22 protein-coding genes and 1 pseudogene are annotated in these 23,076 nt (G+C 48.0%); 2 read left to right on the top strand and 21 right to left on the bottom strand.

The genetic code is table 11. The features are described from left to right. Positions 1-15: 15 nt before the first annotated feature. The 19 genes from RAC89_RS23210 to RAC89_RS23120 all read right to left on the bottom strand — a co-directional run bounded on the left by RAC89_RS23210 (position 16) and on the right by RAC89_RS23120 (position 19,054). A complete protein-coding gene (locus RAC89_RS23210; RefSeq protein WP_306615970.1) occupies positions 16-945 on the bottom strand; it encodes a MotE family protein in 930 nt (309 codons plus the stop codon). A gap of 26 nt (positions 946-971) precedes the next feature. Beyond that, positions 972-1,412, bottom strand: coding sequence for a flagellar export protein FliJ (gene fliJ, locus RAC89_RS23205; RefSeq protein ID WP_306615969.1), 441 nt, complete (start codon positions 1,410-1,412; stop codon positions 972-974). 9 nt (positions 1,413-1,421) lie between these two features. After that, on the bottom strand, positions 1,422-2,744 hold the full coding sequence (gene fliI, locus RAC89_RS23200; RefSeq protein ID WP_306615968.1) for a flagellar protein export ATPase FliI: 1,323 nt from the start codon (positions 2,742-2,744) through the stop codon (positions 1,422-1,424). A 2-nt stretch (positions 2,745-2,746) separates the two neighbouring features. Further along, positions 2,747-3,568 carry a FliH/SctL family protein gene (locus tag RAC89_RS23195; protein WP_306615967.1) on the bottom strand — a complete coding sequence of 274 codons (822 nt, stop codon included), beginning with the start codon at positions 3,566-3,568 and terminating at the stop codon, positions 2,747-2,749. Beyond that, positions 3,561-4,577 (bottom strand): flagellar motor switch protein FliG, encoded by a 1,017-nt coding sequence (gene fliG, locus RAC89_RS23190; protein WP_284639035.1) that lies wholly within the window; start codon positions 4,575-4,577, stop codon positions 3,561-3,563. Before fliG ends, RAC89_RS23195 begins: the two co-directional genes overlap by 8 nt. Positions 4,578-4,589: 12 nt before the next feature. Further along, the gene (gene fliF, locus RAC89_RS23185; protein ID WP_306615966.1) at positions 4,590-6,188 is read right to left on the bottom strand and encodes a flagellar basal-body MS-ring/collar protein FliF; all 1,599 of its coding nucleotides are present in this window, start codon (positions 6,186-6,188) and stop codon (positions 4,590-4,592) included. 43 nt (positions 6,189-6,231) lie between these two features. Beyond that, entirely contained in the window at positions 6,232-6,531 is a 300-nt protein-coding gene (gene fliE / locus RAC89_RS23180) for a flagellar hook-basal body complex protein FliE (protein WP_284639031.1), read from the bottom strand. A gap of 29 nt (positions 6,532-6,560) precedes the next feature. Beyond that, entirely contained in the window at positions 6,561-7,007 is a 447-nt protein-coding gene (gene flgC, locus RAC89_RS23175; protein ID WP_284639029.1) for a flagellar basal body rod protein FlgC, read from the bottom strand. Between the two features lie 6 nt (positions 7,008-7,013). Further along, positions 7,014-7,415 (bottom strand): flagellar basal body rod protein FlgB, encoded by a 402-nt coding sequence (flgB, locus tag RAC89_RS23170; RefSeq protein ID WP_306615965.1) that lies wholly within the window; start codon positions 7,413-7,415, stop codon positions 7,014-7,016. 233 nt (positions 7,416-7,648) lie between these two features. Continuing rightward, on the bottom strand, positions 7,649-8,419 hold the full coding sequence (codY, locus tag RAC89_RS23165; RefSeq protein ID WP_306615964.1) for a GTP-sensing pleiotropic transcriptional regulator CodY: 771 nt from the start codon (positions 8,417-8,419) through the stop codon (positions 7,649-7,651). A 133-nt stretch (positions 8,420-8,552) separates the two neighbouring features. Then, positions 8,553-9,953 carry an ATP-dependent protease ATPase subunit HslU gene (gene hslU, locus RAC89_RS23160; RefSeq protein WP_306615963.1) on the bottom strand — a complete coding sequence of 467 codons (1,401 nt, stop codon included), beginning with the start codon at positions 9,951-9,953 and terminating at the stop codon, positions 8,553-8,555. Positions 9,954-9,968: 15 nt separating this feature from the next. Then, positions 9,969-10,514 (bottom strand): ATP-dependent protease subunit HslV, encoded by a 546-nt coding sequence (hslV, locus tag RAC89_RS23155; RefSeq protein ID WP_306615962.1) that lies wholly within the window; start codon positions 10,512-10,514, stop codon positions 9,969-9,971. Between the two features lie 62 nt (positions 10,515-10,576). Then, positions 10,577-11,470 carry a tyrosine recombinase XerC gene (gene xerC / locus RAC89_RS23150; RefSeq protein WP_306615961.1) on the bottom strand — a complete coding sequence of 298 codons (894 nt, stop codon included), beginning with the start codon at positions 11,468-11,470 and terminating at the stop codon, positions 10,577-10,579. A gap of 82 nt (positions 11,471-11,552) precedes the next feature. After that, positions 11,553-12,881, bottom strand: a complete 1,329-nt coding sequence (gene trmFO / locus RAC89_RS23145; RefSeq protein ID WP_306615960.1) for an FADH(2)-oxidizing methylenetetrahydrofolate--tRNA-(uracil(54)-C(5))-methyltransferase TrmFO — start codon at positions 12,879-12,881, stop codon at positions 11,553-11,555. Positions 12,882-12,905: 24 nt separating this feature from the next. Next, the gene (gene topA, locus RAC89_RS23140; RefSeq protein ID WP_306615959.1) at positions 12,906-15,008 is read right to left on the bottom strand and encodes a type I DNA topoisomerase; all 2,103 of its coding nucleotides are present in this window, start codon (positions 15,006-15,008) and stop codon (positions 12,906-12,908) included. 45 nt (positions 15,009-15,053) lie between these two features. Then, positions 15,054-16,154 (bottom strand): DNA-processing protein DprA, encoded by a 1,101-nt coding sequence (gene dprA, locus RAC89_RS23135; RefSeq protein WP_306615958.1) that lies wholly within the window; start codon positions 16,152-16,154, stop codon positions 15,054-15,056. A 142-nt stretch (positions 16,155-16,296) separates the two neighbouring features. After that, the gene (gene sucD, locus RAC89_RS23130) at positions 16,297-17,229 is read right to left on the bottom strand and encodes a succinate--CoA ligase subunit alpha (protein ID WP_284639013.1); all 933 of its coding nucleotides are present in this window, start codon (positions 17,227-17,229) and stop codon (positions 16,297-16,299) included. 33 nt (positions 17,230-17,262) lie between these two features. Then, positions 17,263-18,423 carry an ADP-forming succinate--CoA ligase subunit beta gene (sucC, locus tag RAC89_RS23125; protein ID WP_306615957.1) on the bottom strand — a complete coding sequence of 387 codons (1,161 nt, stop codon included), beginning with the start codon at positions 18,421-18,423 and terminating at the stop codon, positions 17,263-17,265. 367 nt (positions 18,424-18,790) lie between these two features. Continuing rightward, complete coding sequence (locus RAC89_RS23120; protein WP_306615956.1) at positions 18,791-19,054, bottom strand: hypothetical protein; 264 nt, start codon at positions 19,052-19,054, stop codon at positions 18,791-18,793. A 39-nt stretch (positions 19,055-19,093) separates the two neighbouring features. Here RAC89_RS23120 and RAC89_RS23115 point away from each other — a divergent pair. Next, a pseudogene (locus RAC89_RS23115) lies at positions 19,094-19,615 on the top strand (magnesium chelatase domain-containing protein); the annotation flags it as partial. A 359-nt stretch (positions 19,616-19,974) separates the two neighbouring features. On the opposite strand, the gene RAC89_RS23110 reads toward RAC89_RS23115, so the two are convergent. Then, positions 19,975-21,681: a recombinase family protein gene (locus RAC89_RS23110; RefSeq protein WP_306615955.1), complete on the bottom strand. Its 1,707-nt coding sequence runs from the start codon at positions 21,679-21,681 to the stop codon at positions 19,975-19,977. Positions 21,682-21,795: 114 nt separating this feature from the next. Further along, positions 21,796-21,930: a hypothetical protein gene (locus RAC89_RS23105; protein WP_306615954.1), complete on the bottom strand. Its 135-nt coding sequence runs from the start codon at positions 21,928-21,930 to the stop codon at positions 21,796-21,798. A 198-nt stretch (positions 21,931-22,128) separates the two neighbouring features. Between RAC89_RS23105 and RAC89_RS23100 the strand changes: the two genes are divergently transcribed. Continuing rightward, the gene (locus tag RAC89_RS23100; RefSeq protein ID WP_306615953.1) at positions 22,129-23,055 is read left to right on the top strand and encodes a DUF5677 domain-containing protein; all 927 of its coding nucleotides are present in this window, start codon (positions 22,129-22,131) and stop codon (positions 23,053-23,055) included. The last annotated feature ends 21 nt before the right edge of the window (positions 23,056-23,076 follow it).

The raw sequence follows: 23,076 nt of genomic DNA, 5'->3' as shown, positions 1-23,076 counted from the left end.
CCTCCTTCCAATGACTTATTGAGCGAGCCTGGCTGAAATAATTGCCGCTGTATCCTTAGACTGCTCCGAAAGGGCCGTTAAGATTTTGGAGCGTCCGGCAACATCCATTGAGCTTAGAATGGATATTACCTTTTCAGGCGTCGTTTTTTGCATTTCTAGGAGAACGGTCGCTGCGCTTTTGGGTGTCATATTAGCAAAGGTCGCGCCCAAGTCATCCTTCGTCAGGTTATTCGACTGACTGCTTGCTGCTGGCGTCACATTCACTCTCTCTTGAAGAGCAGCGATTTGCTTATCACGCACAGTAGTTTGATCCTTGAGGAGGATTGAAGCCTCAGCGGCCTTCTTCGCATCCATCTTCTCGAGTATTTTCACCCGTTCGTCTGTCTTCATCATGCTAAGTACAAGCACCATCTCGCGAGTCGTCAGGTTTTCCATGATCGGCGCCGCTTTACTCGGAGTCATCTTGGCATACATCGCCGCCAACTGCTGAATTTGATTCGTATACTCGTCTTCCGATTGCGTCTTTACCTTCGCCTGCTCTTCCAGGCCGCTATTCTTTAATTGGAGATCCTTAATTAATTGATCACGCTGCTGCAGTAATGCCTCTGCTTTCTTCAGATCGGCATCCTTCGCCTGCAGTTGTGCGGTCAGCCCTGCGACTTTGTCCTCCGGTGCTGCCGGTGCAGTTGTGGTATCTGCTTTTCCCTCGGCGGTAGTGCTCTTGGTGCTGGCATCGGATGGTTTATCCTTAGGATCAGGAATAATGCTGCTTACTACCGGAAGCTTATTAGCTGTTCTAAGGACGTTGTTCATAATATCGTAGTCGAAAATCGTCAACAATACGCCGAGCAGCACCGCGGTAAATACAAAAGGGATGAGGAACCATATGAGAAACCGTTCCATGGCACCGTAAGATGTGGAATTTTCCGTATCGACGTTCGCCATACCCTCACCTCCTGCTTGTTCATGACTTAAGATAATCTTCGAAACCGATTGGTCGCCATCTCATCCATTTGCTCCTGCTCTTTCTTGAGCATGGTAGCGGTAAAACGGGTAAATGCTTGTTCCTTCGCCTTAGTCCATACCTTTTCTTCGAGCATTTTATCCGTCAGATGCTCCTGCTTAAGCTGAACCTGCGATTGTGCCTTCTGAACATCCTGATGCTTCGCATGAATGCATTGGTCCATATGCTCCAAATAGCCTTGCATCAGCTTGAGCTCCGATATGGTCGTTCGTGATTCGGATGCGCGCAGCAGTTCTTCCGACAGCTTGTCTTTGGCTTGCTGAAGCTCGCTCAATGAGCTTTGCTCCCGTCTAAGCCTTCCCATAGCTTCAGAAAGAACCCATTCCGCTTGTGTCTTTTCATTCGTTTTCAGGTCTACTATTTTCTGGAAGGTATAATGAAAACGCACGCTTCATCCTCATCCCCTGTAAAATTCTTGAATTAAACGCTGCTGCGCTTCTTCGTAAGTCAGCTTCTCATGCACGCGCTGCTTGGTGTACTCCCAAATCGATTGAATGTAATCAATCGACATATCAATATCAGGGTTCGATCCTTTTTGGTACGCCCCGATATTAATGAGATCTTCCGAATCTTTATAAACAGACATCAGTCGTTTAAGATTCTCGGCAGCAAGCTGCTGCTCCACCGGTACAATTTCCTTCATAACACGGCTGACGCTGGCCAAAACGTCGATTGCCGGAAAATGACCTTTGTTGGCTATATTCCGGTTCAGTACGATATGCCCGTCCAATATCCCCCGCACCGCATCTGCAATCGGTTCGTTCATATCGTCTCCATCCACCAGGACTGTGTAAAATGCGGTAATTGAACCTTTTGGTCCGTTACCCGAACGTTCCAATAGCTTAGGCAGTGTAGCGAACACGGAAGGCGTATAGCCTCTAGTAGCAGGCGGCTCGCCAACCGCTAAGCCGACTTCCCGCTGAGCCATGGCATATCGAGTGACCGAATCCATCATCAGCATGACGTTAAGTCCGCGATCACGAAAATATTCAGCAATACTGGTTGCAATTAGAGCTCCCTTGATTCTAATTAAGGCAGGCTGGTCGGATGTCGCTACGATAACAACGGAACGAGCTAACCCTTCGGGACCCAAGTCACGCTCAATGAAATCGAGAACCTCTCTCCCCCGCTCACCGATAAGGGCGATGACATTAACATCCGCTGAAGTATTTCTTGCAATCATGCCCATCAGCGTACTCTTACCGACACCGGATCCGGCAAAAATACCGACCCGCTGGCCTTTGCCTATGGTTAAAAGTCCGTCAATACATCGGACACCGACGCTAATCGGCTCCAACACGCGTGGCCTTTTCAACGGATTACTCGGCGAATTGTTCGTCGAATACTGGCTCATCCTAGATGGAAGAAAGGTCCCGTCCAAGGGTTGTCCGAGCCCGTCCAGAACTTTGCCTAGCAGCTCGTGACCTACTTGAACCGTGAGCGGTTTGCCTGTACCGACAACATCACAGCCCGGCCCTATTGAATCCAATTCACCAAGGGGCATGAGAATGACCTTGTTGTTCTTGAAGCCGACAACTTCCGCCTTCAGTGGTTGACTGGACTTGAATGGGTAGATGTAGCATACATCACCGATGCTGGCATCCGGCCCTTCGGATTCTACGGTCAATCCAATAACCTGTGTTACTTTGCCGTTAACTCGAATCGGGTCTACCTGCCGCAATTGCTCCAAAAATTTGGCTGCGCTCGGCACCTGATTCATGCTCATCCCTCGTTTCGATTAGCTAGCTGTCTGAGTGCCGACTTTATTTCCTTCAGCTGTGTATCGATTCTCGCATCAATACTGCCGAAGGACGAGCGAACGACACAACCGTGATCCGTTACCGACGGGTCAGGAATAATCTGGAGCTCCGCTTGGGAATCGATATGAAGCAGCAGCTCTTCTCTCGCATCCTGGATGTAAGTAAAGTGGGCCGCTGATACACACAAGGTAATGATTCCTTTTTCCCGGCGCCGGGCAAGTACGCCTTGGATCAGCTCGATAACCCAGCCGGATTCGATAGTCAGCTGATGGCCGATGATCTTCTCCGCAATGGCTGTGCTTAGATCAATTAAGAACGGTTCCGCTTCTTGAATGATCTGCTGCTTGAGTACATAGGACTGCTCTAATACTTGGGCCGCCTCTTGAAGCATGCCTTGATATTGCTCGCGAATTTGTTCTTCAGCTTGACGCAGCCCGTCTTCATAGCCTTGCTGAAACCCGTCTTGCCTTGCTTGAGCGAATAAGTCTTGATCCTGAGTTCTACGATCGCTCCACCATTGTTCAATTTCTGCTTGAGCCTGCTCCTTAACGGCAGCAGCCTCCTCCATTGCTAGTCGTACCTGTTCTTCAGCAAACGATTCGGCATCCTGCAAAATTTGATTTTTCAGTTCATTCGCTTCATTGATCTGCTGTTGGTATTCTTCCGACGTCCCGTCCTCAATAGATTCTTCCTCCGGCATGACAAAGGCAGGGCTCGGGGGCGCCTCGACGATCTTCGTGTCTTCTAATGAAACGTATTGAAAATACTTGATGACATTAGACAACGATATCATCTCCTCCGCCGCGGGCGATGATGATTTCACCGGATTCTTCCAAACGACGAATAGTAGCTACGATACGGGTTTGTGCTTCTTCTACATCTCTCAAGCGTACCGGGCCCATAAATTCCATTTCTTCCCGGAATGATTCAGCCATCCGCTTGGACATGTTCTTGAAGATCGCTTCGCGAACCTCTTCGCTCGCTACCTTCAGAGCAAGCTGCAGATCGGCATTCTCGATATCCCGAATAATCCGCTGAATCGAACGATTATCAATGTTAACAATGTCTTCGAAGACAAACATTCTCTTCTTGATCTCTTCCGCAAGCTCCGGATCCTGAATTTCAAGGGAATCCAGAATGGTGCGCTCTGTCCCGCGGTCAACACCGTTCAAAATTTGAACGATGGAGGTAATACCTCCGGCATTCGTATAATCTTGCGTCACCGTTGAGGACAGCTTTTGTTCAAGCACCCGTTCTACTTGACTGATCACCTCAGGCGATGTGCTGTCCATCAGGGCAATACGTTTCGCTACGTCAGCTTGCTTGTCCTGAGGCAGCGATGACAAAATGATGGAAGCTTGCTCGGGCTGAAGGTAAGCGAGCACTAAAGCGATTGTCTGCGAATTTTCATTCTGTATAAAGTTTAAAATTTGCGCCGGATCCGCTTTACGAGCAAAGTCAAAAGGGCGAACCTGAAGGGTGGCCGTCAGACGGTTAATAATATCAAGCGCCTTCTGCGAACCGAGGGCTTTCTCCAGAATGTCCTTTGCGTACGAAATGCCGCCTTGCGATATGAATTCCTGCGCCAAACAAATTTGATGGAATTCAGCCATGATGGCTTCCTTCTCAGAGTTATCCACCTTACGGACATTCGCTATCTCCAGCGTTAGCTGCTCAATCTCCTCATCCCGCAAGTGCTTGAAGATTTGTGCGGATACCTCCGGACCTAAGCTGATAAGCAGAATAGCGGCCTTCTGACGACCGGATAATCCGGATTGCAGCACTTTAGCCAAGCGAGCTCACCCCTATTCCTCTACTAACCAAGTACGCAGCAGATTGACGAATTCCTCCGGCTTTCGCTTGGCGAGCTGTTCCAGCTGTTTACGTACTTGATTTTCGTTATTCACATTATCGATATCAATGGTTGGGAACTCAACCTTCGGCGCTTCGGAAGCGGCCAGCATTTCTTCCTCGAGCTCCTCCGCGCGCTGTTTGCGGCGGCGAACCATCCAGAATGCGCCACCGGCAAGCAAGGCCAGTGCCAAACCGCCCAATGCCCCGTAAAGCAGCATCTGATTTGTGCTTGTCGCTTGATTTTCTGCTGTTCGAGCAAACGTATGCGGGAAAACGGTAACTTTTTTGGCAATGTCATCGTCTGTAGGTGCAGGACGGTTATCGGCCAATGCCGCACGAACCACGTTAACGAGGATTTGACGAACGGCTTCCGTCGTTTCCGGCGTAAGCGACGCAGGATCCGCAGGATTCGGTGGTTCAATACCTACATTAATGGTTAAATCTCTTACAACCCATGGTGTAAGCTCAATTTCGTTCTTGATGCGGTTCACTTCCAGGTTGACGGTCCGGCTCAGCTCTTCGGAATTCGATTTCCCGGTGTTGCTAGCGCCGGGATAGCCCGGTACATCCGTTTGACCGGTACCAGGAACGCCTCCAGTTTGACCGCCTCCATCGCTTGAATAGTTTTTGGAAATTTCCTGCAGCGATATTTCCAATCCTTTTTGATCGACTTGATTTGGAGCCGTAACAAGCTGCTCGGTCTTTCTTGTCTGATCAAAATTTATCGTAGAGAATACACTTACAATAACTTTGTCCCTGCCGAGAATGGTACCGAGCATTTGCTGTACGTTCCGCTGAACATCCAAGCGGAATTGATTGTTGATGTCAAAATGCTCTTTTGCGCGGTTGCCAGAAGTAATCGATGCGCCGCCTTTCGAATATTCGAGCGGGTCGCCATTCTGATCGGTAATCGTAATGTTCTCAATCGGCAAATCGGTTCTGCTGTGTGATACCAGTCGGTACATCGAATCAATTTTCGCTTGATCCAGCTGATAGCCCGGTTTCAGGTTGACGACGACCGAGGCCGAAGCTTTAGGCTGGTCACCGCTTCGGAGAAATAAGCTTTTCTCCGGCAGGCTGATTAATACCTTGGAGCTGTTTACTGCACTGTTGGCGTTGATCAGCTGTTGAAGCTCGCCTTGTACAGCATTTACGTATTTTACATCGAACTCGCGGTCCGTCGTTCCGAAAGTGCTGCTTTCGTTAAAAGCTCCGAATCCGACATTACCCGATTTATTCAAGCCCTGCGACTCGACTGCCAGCTTAACGCTAGCCACCTCGCTGCGAGGCACCCCGATGCTCTTGCCGTCTTCACTTAGCTGGTAAGGAATTTTGGCCCCGTCCAGATAGCCCTTAATTGCCGCTGCATCGCCTGGCTGTAAATTTGTATAAGCTAGTGCGTATTCCGTCTTCGAAAAATTATAGCTAATCACACCCACGGTTAGAAGCAATATGACAATTGTGGCTGCGAACGTAATTTTTTGCGCTTTGCTAAACTGACTCCAGTACTGTTTCACCCGGTTCCAATACTGGACAACATTCTCGTTCACTATTTCACCCCATCCGATCGACTGAAGCTAAGATTCATTCAAGTTAGACCTGCATTCTCATAATTTCCTGATAGGCTTCGATCATCTTGTTGCGTACCTGAACCGTTAGCTGCAGTCCAAGGGATGCTTTTTCTGAAGTGAGCACCACTTGGTGCACGTCGGAAATCTCGCCCCTTACAAATTTCTGATTAACGTCATCAACAGCCTGTTGCTGCTCATTCAAGTTCGTAATAGCCTCATTCAAAAAACGCCCGAATTGCTCCGAAACCTCTGCCGGACTTGCCGTCTTAGGCTGCACCGAGGCTACCGTCTTCAGCGGCTGCATGCTTACCTTGTCAATCATTTAAAACTTGCCCCTCTCAATCTTGTCTATTATCTTCCAATTTCCAGAGCCTTAGTAATCAGACTCTTGGAAGCATTCAACGCCGTAACGTTAGCTTCATAAGAACGGGTAGCTGAAATCATATCGACCATTTCCTTAAGCACATCCACATTCGGCAGCATTACAAAGCCATTCTCATCCGCATCGGGATGCGTCGGATTGTAGACCTGCTTAAAGGGAGAAGTATCTTCTATCACCCTGGTGACTCGAACACCTTCTCCTGCTCCGCCGTTCTGCGCATTCTGCAGTGCCTGAGCGAATGTCTGCTGCTTAGGCTCGAGAGTAACGAGCTTTCTTTGGTAAGGAACCCACTTCCCATTGACAAGCTGTGCTCTTGTCGAATCCGCATTGGCGATATTGGAAGATATGACATCCATACGAAACCGCTGCGCCGTTAATGCGGAAGAGCTGATATCAAATCCATTGGTCAATCTCATCTATTATCAACCCCTCCCATCGATTACGGTTCTCAGTTTCTTTAGTTCGCCGTTAACCTGCTGTACCATTACGTTATATCGAAGCTGGTTTTTGGCCATCAGCGACATCTCGTAATCAATGTCCACGTTGTTTAAATTGTTGTTGATAGCCGTACTATTGTCCTGAATCACCTGAGGCATCGGCCGAGCCGGCTTTCCAATCTCGAAGTGCCTCGGATCCGTTCGATATCCTTGAACGGAAGGTCCCTGAAGCTCCTGTTGAAGAAGTTCCTCGAACTTCACCTCTGACCTTTTAAAGTAAGGCGTGTCGATATTTGCGACATTATCTGCAATTACCTTCTGACGCAGAGTTGCAGCATCCAATGAACGTTCCAGCATATCAAATCCTGGCTTATTAAATACATACATGATGGATATCCTACTTTCGTATAGATATGTAAGATAGATATTCAACAAGCTATGCAGAATATCCTCCTTCGTTCGACATTTTCGCTGAAAAAAAATATAACAACGCTGGCATATTATGTAGTTACGTGGAACTATTCCTATATTGGAGAATGTCGACAAATAATACAATAAGAAAAAAGCCCTATATTTTTGAAATATAGGACTACTTCTTAAAAATTTTTGGTTAATTTTCATTATTTCACGCTTTGAATTCCTTGGAGCAGCTGATCGTTCAGAACGCGAATATAAGTTCCCTTCATACCGAGTGAACGGGTTTCTATGACTCCGGCGCTTTCCAGCTTCCGCAGCGCGTTCACTATCACGGAGCGGGTTATGCCAACACGATCTGCAATTTTACTGGCAACCAATAGACCTTCCATGCCATCCAATTGCTCGAAAATATGCTCAACCGCCTCCAGCTCGCTGAATGAAAGCGAACCCACAGCGACCTGCACCACCGCCTTGCCGCGGGCTTCGATTTCGATCTGCTCTGCCTTCTCCCTCAAAATTTCCATCGCTACGACAGTGGAGCCATACTCCGCCAGGACCAGATCGTCATCAATGAAATCGTTCCCTGATTTTGTTAAAATGAGTGTGCCAAGACGCTCGCCGCCCCCAATGATCGGCACAATCGTTATATGAAAGCCTTCTTCGGATCCATGCTCGCCAAACACATCAAACTCGCTTCCCGCCTCAAGATTAGAAGACGTTTCTTCCACCTTGAGGAGGAGCTGGTTATAGTCCGCCGGAAATCGATTTTCCTGAAGGTGCGGGTTTGGCTCAGGCTCGAAGGCCGATTCCCGGGAACGTGCGCTCCCGAGAATTTTCCCTTTGCGGCTCACTACATAAATATCCGCAGCAAGGATATCGCTTAGCACTGCGGCCATATCCATAAAGCTGACGGGATTGCCTGCTTCCTTCTGCAGCAGCTTGTTTAACCTTCTTGTCTTCATTAATAATGTCATGGCGGAAGCCCCCCGGTTTCGTAAACATGGAAAACGACCGGTTAAGAAAAGCCTTTATCGAAGCCCTTTCAAACAAGTTTCAGAGTGTCTGCGAGGATGCTTTTCTTGAAATCCCAGTAACATTCATCCGGTGCTACAAAATGTATTGACTCAAATCGCGATTTTGCACAATGTCCGACAGCTTCTCCCGAACATATTCCGGAGTAATGACGATTTGCTCCAGCGTGATCTCGGGCGCCTCAAAGGAGAGATCCTCGAGCAGCTTTTCCAGAATCGTGTGAAGGCGGCGTGCGCCGATATTATCCGTATTTTGATTGACCTCAGCGGCAATCTTGGCGATTTCCTCGATGGCTGCATCGGAGAATTCCACTTCAATGCCCTCGGTTTCCAGTAATGCGGTATATTGCTTGGTTAAAGCGTTCTGCGGCTCTTTGAGGATAAGTATAAAGTCCTGCTGGGATAAGCTGCTGAGCTCGACCCGAATCGGGAAGCGCCCTTGGAGCTCCGGTATTAAATCGGACGGCTTGGCAATGTGGAATGCGCCTGCGGCAACGAACAAGATATAGTCCGTTTTTACCGGACCGTATTTTGTCATGATGGTAGAGCCCTCAACGATAGGCAAAATGTCGCGCTGTACGCCTTCACGAGATACGTCCGGTCCGCCGCCTCTGCCGGAGCTGGCAATTTTGTCGATCTCATCGATGAAAATGATCCCGAGCTGCTCGGCACGCTTCACTGCCTCCTGAATTACCTCGTCCATATCCAGCAGCTTCTGAGCCTCTTCCTGCGTCAGCACCTTACGCGCTTCCTTGATCGGCAGCTTACGCTTTTTGGTTTTTTTCGGAAGCAGCGATCCGAACAGCTCCTGCATATTCATGCCGGCTTGTTCGTTTCCTTGACCGGCCAGCATATCAAGCATCGAAGGGGAGCTGTCCTCTACCTCAATTTCAATTACCTGATTCTCCAGCTCGCCTCGCTGCAGCTGTGCCTTCATTTCTTGCTTGCGGGCCGTAATATAAGAATCGGACGGCTGATCTGCCGGCTCCTGCTGCTGATTGCCTGCGTTGCCGAACAGCATCTCGAATGGGTTCTTTTGCCCGCGTTGCTTGGATGGGGTCGGCACAAGAATATCCACAATCCGCTCATTGGCCAGCTGCTCAGCGCGATCCTTTACCTTCTCCGCCTTCTCAGCCTTCACCATACGAATGGCGGTTTCCACCAAGTCTCGCACCATGGATTCCACATCCCGGCCAACGTAACCAACCTCGGTAAACTTGGTTGCCTCTACTTTAATGAAAGGAGCATTGACCAGCTTCGCTAATCTGCGCGCGATTTCCGTCTTGCCGACACCCGTAGGTCCGATCATTAATATATTTTTTGGAACGATCTCATCACGGATTGATTCGTCCAGCAGACTACGGCGGTATCGGTTACGCAGTGCAACCGCTACTGATTTCTTCGCTTTCTTCTGTCCGACAATGTACTTATCAAGCTCGGCAACGATTTCCCTAGGGGTGAGTGATACCTGCTTCAACACGCATAACCTCCCTTATTCGATCTCTTCGACAATGATGTTATGGTTCGTAAACACACAAATCTCGGCAGCCATGGTCAGTGCAGCATGAGCGATTTCCCTCGCAGACATTTGTGGAGCGTAGCGGTGTAAAGCACGTCCAGCGGCCAAAGCGAAGCTGCCACCGGATCCGATCGCCAATATCCCGTCATCCGGCTCGATAATTTCACCGTTTCCTGAGATTAACAGCAAATTGTGCTGATCCATCACGATCATCATAGCCTCAAGCCGACGCAGTACCCGGTCGGAGCGCCAATCCTTGGCCAGCTCCACTGCGGAACGCTGAAGATTGCCCTGATGCTCCTCCAGCTTGGACTCGAATTTCTCAAAAAGTGTGATGGCGTCAGCCACGGAGCCTGCGAAACCGGCAACCACTTTGCCGCGATATAAGCGTCGCACCTTTTTGGCTTGACTCTTCATCACCATACTGTTCCCAAAGGTTACTTGCCCGTCTCCGGCAATGGCCCCTTTGCCTTCATGCCGAATGGCGAATATGGTCGTAGCGTGAAAGGTTTGTTCCATAGCCTCTTCCTCCTCCATTCATGACGAAAACTAAGCCTGCTATCTGCTTAGTTCCCGAAGGTTTAAGCTCTTGGGTGAGCCCGGTTATAGACGGATTGCAGCTGATCTCTTGTCACATGAGTATAGATCTGGGTAGTCGATACATTCACATGGCCCAGAAGCTCCTGAACGATCCGAAGATCGGCCCCGGCTTCCAGCATATGGGTGGCGAATGTATGACGAAGCGTATGCGGACTGATCGAACGGGCGCCGGCCATCGTTTGGATATATTTATCAACAATTCTCCGGACGCTGCGGTCCGTCAATCTCGTTCCGGTATAATTTACGAACAAGGCTTGCTCCGACACATCCTTGCAAAGCTTGGAACGACCTTCCTCTATATACCGCTTCAAAGATCGTAAGGACATTTCCCCCAATGGCACATAACGCTCCTTAGTGCCCTTTCCCATGACTAGCGCAATCCCATTATGTATATCGACGGACCTCAAATTAAGACCTGTCAGTTCACTTACACGTATGCCCGATGCATACAACGTTTCAAATATGGCTTGATCCCTCATCCCGAGCGGATCGGTAATGTCCGGAGCCTTAAGCAGCTGCTCCACTTCTTCAAGATACATAAATTTGGGTAGTCGTTTGTCAAGCTTTGGGGTTTTGATATAAAGAAACGGACTTGTCTCTATGTAGCCTTCCCTGACAAGATATAAATAGAAGGAACGCAGAGCGGATATTTTTCTGGAGACACTTCGTTTTGCATAATCGTTTGCCATAAGCGAGGCCAAGTAGGAACGGACCGTTAAATAAGAAACAGCAGCAAAATCATCGATTTGTTGCTGACCCAAATAATCGGCGAACTGCTGGATATCATTAGCATAGTTTTGCAGAGTAAGCGACGAGCTGCTCTTCTCAACAGACATGTATCGAAGATAGCCATCGACCCAATGATCATTCTTCACCGGCTGTCCCCCTTCAAGGCTTTGCAATAGTTCGCTTAGGCTAACCATACAAAGCCTTTCTCATCGTACCATAGGGACGAATTTATTTACAAGTTAAATTGTATTGATTTTGAGAAAAATTCTGAATTTTCTCAATTGCGCGCATTGCGATTTTTTCATTCTTAAGCTTTTTGTTCTTGATCTTCTCGTCAAGCGGCGGAAACAACCCGAAATTGGCATTCATCGGTTGGAAATGCTTAAAGTCCGCGGTCGTAATATAATTCGCCATACTGCCCAAGGTTGTATCCGGAGGGAACAAGACCAGTTCCTCCCCTTTAGCAAACCGCGCAGCGTTCATACCGGCAATCAGACCGGAGGCTGCGGATTCGACATAGCCTTCTACACCCGTCATCTGCCCAGCGAAGAACAAATTGTCTCTTCCTTGAAACTGATAGGTCGGACGAAGGAGCTTGGGGGAATTAATGAAGGTATTGCGGTGCATAACGCCGAACCGTACGAATTCCGCATTCTCTAAGCCCGGAATCAAGGAAAATACGCGCTTCTGCTCTCCCCACTTCAGATGGGTTTGAAAGCCTACCAGATTGTACAGCGTGCCCGCTGCATTATCCTGTCGCAATTGAACTACAGCATACGGTAAGGTACCTGTGTGCGGATTGACAAGTCCTACAGGCTTCATCGGACCGAATAATGCCGTCTGCTTGCCTCGCTTCATCATGACCTCGATCGGCATACAGCCTTCGAAGTAGATCTCCTTCTCGAACTCCTTCATCGGAGCCGCTTCGGCCGAAATGATCGCTTCATAAAAGACATTAAATTCTTCTTCGGTCATCGGACAGTTCAGATAAGCTGCCTCGCCTTTGTCATAACGTGATGCGAGGTATACCTTGTCCATATCGATCGAGTCCTTCTCTACAATCGGCGCTGCAGCATCATAGAAGTAAAGATAATCCTCGCCCGTTAATTCCTGCAGATGCTTAGACAGCGCAGGTGAGGTGAGCGGCCCGGTAGCAACGACTGTAATTCCGTCAGGAAGCGATTCCAGCTCCTCGTTGCGCACCTCGATCAACGGATGATTTCTCAGAATGGATGTTACCTCTCCCGAAAAACCGTCCCGATCCACCGCCAAAGCACCACCAGCAGGCACCGCATGCTTATCCGCCGCTCGCATAATCAGCGAATTGAGCATCCGCATCTCTTCCTTTAACACGCCCACGGCATTCGTGAGTCCGTTTGCACGCAGCGAGTTGCTGCAGACCAGCTCAGCGAACTTGTCCGAAATATGGGCCGGCGTCTTCTTCTCAGGACGCATTTCATATAAAACGACCGGAACCCCTTGGCTGGCAATTTGCCAGGCGGCTTCGCTGCCAGCCAAACCGGCTCCGATGACTGTAACCTTTGGTGTATCTGTCAAGATGCGCACTCCCTATGCTTAAGTTTACTCCTCGATCGACTCCAGATCGTCGTCTTTGGCTTCTTCTTTATAATCACACTGGACGCATTGGATGAATGTGCCCGATTTATTCCGCTTCTCCACCGCCAGCGCTCCGCACTTCGGACACGGCTTCTCCGCCGGTTTATCCCAGGATACGAATTCACAGCCTGGATACTTGTCACAGCCATAGAAGATGCGTCCTTTTTTGCTTCGTCGCTCGATGATTTTCCCTTCCTTGCAGGTCGGGCAGGACACGCCGATATCTTTGACGATCGGCCTCGTATTTCGACAGTCCGGAAACCCGGAGCAGGCTAGAAACTTGCCGAAGCGACCCATCTTATATACAAAATGGCTTCCGCACTTCTCGCAAATTTCGTCCGATACCTCATCCTGGATTTCGATCTTCTCCATCTCTTCTTCCGCGACCTCAAGCCGTTTCTCGAACGATTGATAGAACGAATCAAGCACCTTAACCCAGTCTTGGCTGCCTTCCTCAATATGGTCGAGCTCCTCCTCCATCTGAGCCGTAAATTCTACGTCCAGAATTTCAGGGAAAAATTCGATCATTTGCTGGATGACCAGCTCGCCAAGCTCGGTAGGAACGAACTTCTTCTCCTCAATCGCTACATAGCCGCGCTTTTGGATCGTTTCGAGTGTGGGAGCATACGTACTCGGGCGCCCGATTCCCATCTCTTCCAGCGCTTTTACCAGACGTGCCTCGGTATATCTCGGAGGAGGCTGAGTAAAATGCTGCTTCGGATCAATCGTTTTCGTTTTTACCTTATCGCCTTGTTTTAGAGGAGGCAAAAACTTCTCGTCATCCGTCGTTTCATCGTCACTGCCTTCAACATAGACCTTCATAAAACCGTGGAACTTCACCTTCGAACCGACTGCACGGAAGGTCGTTGTCGCCGCGGCAATATCCACCGTCATCGTATCCAAAATAGCCGAAGCCATCTGACTTGCTAGAAATCGTTCCCATATCAGCTTGTACAGACGGAATTGATCTCGGCTTAAGTACTCCTTGATCTGGTCAGGCTCCCGCAGCACTGAGCTGGGACGAATGGCTTCATGCGCATCCTGTGCGTTGGCATTTTTCTTTACATATTGCCGCGGCGTCTCGGGATAAAAATTGCTGCCGAATTTGCCTACGATATAATCTTTGGCTTCTTCTTGAGCAACCGGCGAAATTCGTGTCGAATCCGTACGCATGTACGTGATTAAACCTACGGTTCCCTCACTGCCGAGATCAATCCCCTCGTACAGCTGCTGAGCGACGGACATCGTCTTGGCGGCCCGGAAATTGAGCTTTCGCGCCGCTTCCTGCTGCATGGAGCTTGTGATGAACGGCGGCGATGGATTACGCAGACGCTCCTTCTCTCTCACTTCATTCACGACGAAATCGGCCTTAGCAATGGCAGCCAGTATTTCATTGACCTCAGCTTGGTTCGAAAGCTCCTTCTTCTCCCCGCTGAGACTATGAAACTTGGCTTCAAATTCCGTTGTGCCGGCGATCAGCTTTGCCGTGATCGTCCAATATTCTTCTGGCACGAACGCGTTAATCTCATTCTCGCGATCGTAAATGAGCTTTACGGCGACCGATTGCACTCGGCCTGCGGACAATCCCTTCTTTACCTTTTTCCAAAGCAGCGGACTGATCTTGTAGCCTACCAGCCGATCAAGGATCCGGCGAGCCTGCTGAGCGTTTACCAAGTCGAGGTTAATCTTTCGCGGTGTTTTGAATGCATCCTTCACCGCTTGCTTCGTAATTTCGTTAAATACGACACGGCAAGGCTCCGTATCTGAAACATCCAAATAATGCGCCAAATGCCAAGCAATCGCTTCCCCTTCGCGATCAGGGTCAGCCGCCAGATAAATTTTTTTTACTTTTTTGCTGGCATCCTTCAGCTCTTTGAGAACAGAGCCCTTACCGCGGATAGTGATATACTTCGGCTCGAAGTTTTTCTTTATTTCGACCCCAATTTGACTTTTCGGCAAATCCCGGATATGCCCCATGGAGGCTTTGACGATATATTTGCTGCCCAAGTATTTGCTGATCGTTTTGGCTTTTGCGGGTGACTCCACAATGACTAACGAATCGGCCATAGTCGTCCTTCCCCCTTCAACAAGTATGAATATGTATAATCATCATCAAGGTATTGTGTAGACTGAACCTGGGAGCTCGACGATACGTTTTTTCAATTGTAAATTTAACAGAACTGAATGCAAAAGTCCAAAGGTAAATTGACTTTGCAGCAGCAGCTCGTCGATATGACAGGATCGAAAGGTGAGAATGTCGATTATTTTTTGCTCCTGGTTCGTCAACGGTTCCAGCTGTCGATTACGATTAATGTATGCCGATTCATCCAAGGATATCCGGTGTGCATATTCCTCCACAATGTCCTTCACACAGGTGACCAGCTTGGCACCCTGCTTCAAGAGAGCTAATGTGCCTTGACTTTTGGGTGAAGTAATCGGCCCGGGGACGGCGAACACATCTCTCGATTCCTCCAGTGCCTGATCCATGGTAATTAATGAGCCGCTTTTTAGGGCAGCCTCTACTACGACGACTCCCAAGCTTAGGCCGGCAATGATTCGGTTGCGCTGTGGAAATAATCCCGGGCGCGGCTTTGTGCCGAACGGATACTCGGATACAATGAGCCCTTGAGCTCCTACTCGTTCAAACAAACGTTTGTTTTCCTGTGGGTAAATCTGATCGATCCCGCAGCCTAACACACCGATCGTGCTTCCTCGCTGTCTTAATGCCCCTTCATGCGAAGCGCTGTCAATCCCCCGGGCAAGACCGCTTACGACACATAAACCGGCAGCAGATAGGGCTTCAGCCAAGTCTTCCGCCGTTCTCTTGCCATAGGCGGTAGGTGTACGCGTGCCCACCATTCCGATACAAGGCAGCTGCAGATAGTCTGGCTCGCCTTTGTAGTAAAGCACCCACGGCGGCTGTGACGTATGCTTCAGCAGGACCGGGTAATTATCGTCCCACAGGGTAAGCACGCCTATGCCTCGATCCTCATATTCCTGCAGGAGCCGAGCATATTTCTTATCGTCTAATGACTGCAGGAGGTGCGTAAGCTGAGCTGCCTTTTTCTGCGAAAATCCCGTCAATTCAAAGTCCTGCTCATTCCATTCCAGCACTTCCGTCAGTTCCGGATGAATGGTAAGGAGCTGCTGAATCGTCTTCCAGCCGATTCCTTCGGTCTCATGTAAAGCGATTAGAATACTGCGGTTATCCATATTAGTATATATCCTCCTTTGTCAAGAAACAACTTTGTCCCTTCGCGCCAGAAAAACAAAAAGCCTCTCCACTCGCCGCTTGGCGAAATAGAGAGGCTTCTTGCCCATCTCATTGCATATTTGCTCTATATAATAGAAGCAATTATTTTTTAGTGATGCACTTTTCCAGTAACCCCTTCTCTTCGAGCACGCTCACAAGAGTAGAGCCCATTTCGGAAGGTGTAGGAGCTACTTTAATGCCGCAACGCTCCATTGTAGCGACTTTCTCAGCCGCTGTACCTTTACCGCCGGAAATGATGGCGCCCGCATGACCCATACGCTTTCCTGGAGGCGCCGTTTGACCGCCGATGAAGCCGACAACCGGCTTCTTCATGTTCGCTGCGATCCATTCTGCCGCTTCTTCTTCGGCCGTTCCGCCGATTTCACCGATCATGATCACCGCATAGGTATCAGGATCTTCGTTGAACAGCTTCAGAATATCGATAAACTCGGAGCCCTTCACCGGGTCTCCGCCGATACCTACTGCGGAGGATTGGCCGATACCGCGGGTGGACAGCTGATGAACGGCTTCATAAGTCAATGTTCCGCTTCGGGATACAACACCAACATGACCAGGCGTGTGGATATAGCCCGGCATGATACCGATTTTGCATTCGCCCGGTGTGATCACGCCAGGGCAGTTCGGCCCGATCAGACGGGAGCTTTTGCCTTCCATATAACGGGAAACCTTCACCATATCAAGTACAGGAATACCCTCTGTGATACAGATGATCAGCTCGATCTCTGCATCTACAGCTTCCATAATCGCATCCGCTGCAAAAGCCGGCGGAACATAAATAACGGAAGCCGTTGCACCCGTAGCTTTCTTCGCGTCAGCAACGGTATTGAAAACAGGAAGGGACTTAACTTCACCGTTCTCAAGCGTAATATCAATGTTCGTACCGCCCTTGCCCGGAGTTACGCCGCCAACCATTTGAGTGCCGTAGTCGAGGCCGCCCTTGGTGTGGAACATACCTACAGAGCCGGTGATCCCTTGCGTGATAACCTTTGTATTTTTATTTACCAAGATACTCATTTGTATAGTTCACATCCCCTGATATTAGTCGTATTACTTCACGAGAGCGACGATCTTCTGTGCACCGTCAGCCATGGAATCCGCAGCGACAATGTTCAAGCCGGATTCGTTCAGGATTTTTTTGCCGAGCTCCACGTTTGTACCTTCCAAACGAACAACCAGCGGACGATCCAGACCGATTTGCTTCGCAGCTTCAACAACACCGTTCGCAATAACATCGCACTTCATGATGCCTCCGAAGATGTTAACGAAAATACCTTTTACGTTCGCATCGGACAAAATGATTTTGAACGCTTCGGTAACCTTTTCTGTCGTCGCACCGCCCCCTACATCAAGGAAGTTTGCCGGTTCGCCGCCGTAATATTTGATAATATCCATAGTTGCCATCGCAAGTCCTGCGCCGTTAACCATACAGCCGATGTTGCCATCGAGTGCGATGTAGCTCAGGTCGAATTTGGATGCTTCGATTTCCTTCTCATCTTCTTCATCCAGGTCGCGCAGCTCAAGAATGTCCTTATGACGGAACAATGCGTTGGAGTCGAAGTTCAGCTTCGCATCCAATGCCATTACGTTGCCGTCGCCGGTTACTACGAGCGGGTTGATCTCAGCGATGGAACAATCCTTTTCAACAAAAGCGGTGTAAAGAGCCATCATGAACTTCACAGCCTTGTTGACCAGCTCGTTAGGGATGTTGATTGCATAAGCAAGCTTACGTGCTTGGAACGCTTGCAGACCGATCGCAGGATCGATCACTTCTTTGAAGATTTTCTCAGGCGTATGGTGCGCCACTTCTTCAATTTCCGTACCGCCCTCTTCGGAAGCCATCATAACCACGCGTCCGGTGCCGCGATCCACGACAACGCCCACGTAGTACTCTTTCTTAATATCGCAGCCCTGCTCGATCAGCAGACGCTTTACTTCTTTACCTTCCGGACCCGTTTGGTGAGTCACGAGAACCTTACCCAGGATTTCGCCGGCATATGTACGTACTTCATCAAGGCTTTTCGCAACCTTAACGCCGCCTGCCTTACCGCGACCCCCGGCATGGATCTGTGCTTTTACGACGACAACCGGCGTTCCCAGTGCCTTCGCCGCTTCAACCGCTTCATCCACGGAAAAAGCTACTTTACCTTCCGGTACGGCTACTCCGTACTGCTTCAGTACTGCTTTGCCTTGGTACTCATGGATATTCATTGAGCAAAATCCTCCTATCAGTTATAGCTTGCTATATGGATCCGATGCCGGCCATGCTGGACGGAATCGTTCGCAAACAGGCGATGCGGCGTGTATAAAGGAACCGGCAATACCGTCCTTCATAGCTTGAGCTAGGGTTGTCCAGAAGATACCCTTTTTCTGCCTTCACCTCAAAACCTTTACCATTGTAACACTTTTTATCGACGGTTTCCTCATCTTTTCGGCAGGAAGTTTTTAAATTCTTATTAATCTTTTTTATTCACCTGAAAAAAAATGCGTATCTTACATGCAAAACAGATGTCAAAACAAAAGCGCATTTCTCCCCTGCAAGGAAAATATGCGCTGTCGTATAAGGTTGTGTCGCTTGTTATTGATACGAAATTGGCTGCGTCGGGGTCATCACCCGAGGCTCGCGTTCCGCCTGTTTAATGAACCTCATCTCATTGCCGGTAAAGCTGCAAACCTGACATTGTATGGTGGGCTCGGCCTCCGGCAGCTCATCCGGTTCTCCGACCTCCTGCACGGCCCCTGTAACGGCGTCCTTCAGAAAGCGTCTCGAAAAGCTGGAAATCATACTGAATTTGACCCGGTTGGACCGGCAATTCGGACAAAAGTACGGTTTTTCCTGCATAATCTTCTCACCTCATTCTTAGGCTTTCCTGTAATCACGATGAATATCCACAAACATCCGGCTCATTCCATGTATTGCCAAAAGCAGTATCCAGCATGTAAAATGAAGTTATCTTATACGATCAACGGCGATAAGGAAGCACCTTTGCCTAGGACCAGATTATCCGGGGGGAAGGTGTTTTTTGTTATGTACGGAAAAGTAATCAGCGCTTGCTTGCACGGAGTAGACGGGAAACTGGTCGAGGTAGAGGTCGACCTCAGCAATGGTTTGCCTGTAATGAATATCGTCGGACTACCGGACAGCGCCATTAAAGAATCCATGGAAAGAGTGCGTGCCGCTGTTAAAAATTGCGGGTTTACGTTTCCCCTCCAACGGATCACGGTGAATCTCGCTCCGGCAGACGTTCGGAAGGAAGGAGCCTCCTTCGACCTGGCCATTGCGCTGGGGCTTTTGATCACGAGCGGACAGCTTCCGGAAGAGGATTGGAAGGATACTATGGTCTTGGGAGAGCTGGCGTTAGACGGATCCATCCGACCTGTGCCGGGTGTTCTCTCCATGCTCGCCACAGGGCTGGACTTCGGGGTCAAGCGAGTCCTCGTACCGGCTCCGAATGCCGAGGAAGCCGGATTTGTAGAGGGTATGGAGATCCGAGCCATTTCTCATCTTGCAGAGTTAAAGGGGGGGATTACAGGGAATTCGATTAATGTGGTTAATAATTCACCGCATTTATCTTCATCATTCGCGAATCCATTGTCCGACTCCGGTTCAGTTGAGGATTATGCCGATGTATGCGGTCAGCTTCATGTGAAGCGTGCACTCATGATTTGCGCTGCCGGCATGCACAACCTTCTCATATTGTGTATCATTGTCCAGCTTTGGCGAAGACAAAAAATAGTGTCGGTTGTTAGCCGACTGTATTATTACCGTCCAGTCTCGATTTTTGACAACTCATCGAAAACGCCAAGCTCAAACGTCAATACCGCTTCCCGTCGCGATGAATTGCGGTTGTCTTTCTTCGTTACAAACTCAACGATTTTATCCGTAACGACGAACCGCGTTATTAATTTCAAGATTTCTTCGCGGGAATAGTCGTCTTTAACGTGCAAAGCTTCGATTTGACGAATACGGTCTTCAAGCCGCGCAATCTCGTCGTAAATTCCTTCATTCGTCAGGGATAACGATTCAATTTCCATCACCAACGCATTTCTGCGCTCGTCGATTTCGGCTTTCAGCTCGTCAAACAAAGCTTCCTTAATTTGACCCTTTACAGCAAGACGCGTAAGGTTCGCTACTTCAACGTCGACTTCGGCAAGTTCGGCGTTTTTGGCTTCCAGAAGTTCGAGAGTTGGCGTATCAATGCGCTTCAATAACTCTTCGATTTGGTTACGAAGCTTCATTATATGTTTGTCCTTTTGGCGAGCAAATACCGCTATCAGTCCGTTAGTCCGTAGGTCGTCGAGATATTCGATAATGTCTGACTCGTTAATATTCTTTGCGTCACATGCCTTCGTTCCTTTATGCTTCTTTAAGGTGCAATTATAAAAGGCACGTCCCTTGTCAATATTCCGCGTATACGCTGCCCCACATTTACCACAAAAGATTTTTCCAGCGAAGTCAGACGTTCCCTTGTAGATTCCTTTTTGATTAATATGGTTGACCTTAGATGCCCGCGCATTATTTACCCTATCGAATAACTCTTTTGTAATTATGGCGGGAACACGACCTTCATGTACGAGCCAATCGCTACTATCTTTAACTACTGGCGTCTTCTTGCTAAATACAGACCCCGTATCATATTTATTGCGAACTAAAACGCCAATGTACTTTTCTTGTGATAACATACGCTTAATTGCAGACGGAACAAACGACTTCCCTTGGCGTGACTTAATGCCATTTTCGTCCAAGTAATTAAGGATACGGCGTATACCTAAGCCTTCGGCGTACATTTCAAAAATCTTGCGAACAACCTTAGCTTCTTCTTCAATTACTGTTAATTCGTTTGATTCACGATGGTATTTATAGCCATAAATTCTATCGTTCGTAAATATCACGCCTTTCCTTGCGCCTTCCTTATGTCCAAAGCTAACCTTCGCCGACTTATCGATTGATTCCTGCTGTGAAAAGTTCAAAAACATATTAAGCATAAATTCCTTTGATATATCGTCAAAAATAAGGTTAATGTCCAAGAAGTGCACGTACACGCCCTTCTTTAATAACTCCCGCAAAATATCTATTACCAAAACGTTACGGGCAAAACGGCTTGTATTCTTTACGAAGATTCGGTTAAACAATGGCTTACGCGGGCTGGCGGTGAAAACCGATTTCTTACTGTTAAGTACCGTTTCGTCAAGTCCTGCGTCATATAGCATACGCTTAAATTCTTCGCGGCGGTTCAAACTCGTACCGGAAATACCTTGGTCTGCGTAAATCTTGTATAAAGTAAATTCCTTGCTTTTAGAAATTTCACGTTCAAAGAACGCCTTTTGATTCGTAAAGCTAGTTTGCTGTTCTTCGCTACCGGTACTGACCCGGCAATAAGCAACAGCTTTAATTTTTCCCTTTCGAGGCGCCCCGGCGCTCTTTACTTCATCAGATACATTGTCGATTGAATACATTACCGAAGACATACGGTTTTCTCCTTCCCTGTTAAATGAACATAAGCGTGATAATGTTACCACAATATTATGATAACATTGTCACGCCTAATTTGTCATTATTTACAAGGGTGTTCTACCGAAGAATTAATCCGATGCTACATTGTTTTCGATAATCTCACTTGTTCCATCAGTGTAACGAATTAATATATATCGGCAATCGACCGTTTTAATTTCGTACTGCAATTTGATTTCCTTCGGCGACTTTATTGTGGTATTCATTTTCTATTCCCCCGACGTTGAATTTTCGTGGTCTTATGTCGTGGGGGATTTCGTCAATGTGACACCCTAAAACAGAAAAGACGCTATTCACCTTTGATTGGCTTCGTTTATAATCTAAATATTCAGACGGTCCAGTAAGACGGCTTTATCTGATGGACGCTAGAATTCCAAATCAATCATGAGACGAGGATTGTTTCAATGGCGAAGCCACTTCAGAAGGAAGAAATATATGAACGTTGGGAGAAAGAACTCGAAGCAACAAAAGATTTGCCCTTTGCACACGTTGATAAATACAGGAATCTAATTCTACTCCTACAAACAAATGAAATCCTATTAGCTGATATAAGAGGTCGAAAGACGAAAAAGTTCAATCAATTACAAATGATAAGCCGATTTATAACGGCACATTCCTATCAACTTGGTGCGGGAGCATACCATCTAACGAAAGCGGGATTCGGTAGCCCTGCCCTAGTGTTAGGACGTTCAATTCTTGAATCACTTATTGACTTGTCTTACTTATGGTTATGTAAAGAAATTAACGGTGACGACGTAGAAAGGAACGCTTGGGTCGATTACTACAAAGTAACAAGACATTCTGTTTTAACTCATTCGGAGGTTTACAAGAAAAGAAGACAGTCGGCGGACTTACCTTATGAGGAACTTTTTAAAGAAAAAACGGTTGAAAAATTAAACAAAGATTTCTCTGACTTCAAAAGCGATTATCCTCATGCTGGAAGTAAGGTTAATTGGGCGAGAATTAGTTCATTATTAAAACGAGCCCAAGCGTTGGACGATACTGGAAAACTTCAAAAAGGATTTCCTGAGAAAAACATAACTGGATTCCCGAATTTTTCCTTTGAGGAAGAGTTTATTGGAATTTATAAGCATACCAGCGAATATGTTCATGGACAAAGTGGTTCTATGGAATCACTATGGGATACCGAGGGAAATTCAGGCTCAATCATTATTGGCGCAAGTGATGTAAACGTCGAAGTCGCAATCGGTTTAGTAGCAAATTACCTTCTTGTGTTCTCATATATCTTCGCACATATAAACAGACTTGATTTAACTTTCATTACGGATGAACTAAATCGCCATGGCTTTATCGTCCCGGCTCAAGAATAAAAAAAAATGGCGACCCCGGCG

The sequence above is a fragment of the Paenibacillus sp. GD4 genome (genome assembly GCF_030846225.1).
GTDB lineage: Bacteria > Bacillota > Bacilli > Paenibacillales > NBRC-103111 > Paenibacillus_G > Paenibacillus_G silviterrae.
The sequence above is the reverse complement of the archived record's forward strand: the minus strand, read 5'-3'. Positions and strand labels throughout refer to the sequence as shown.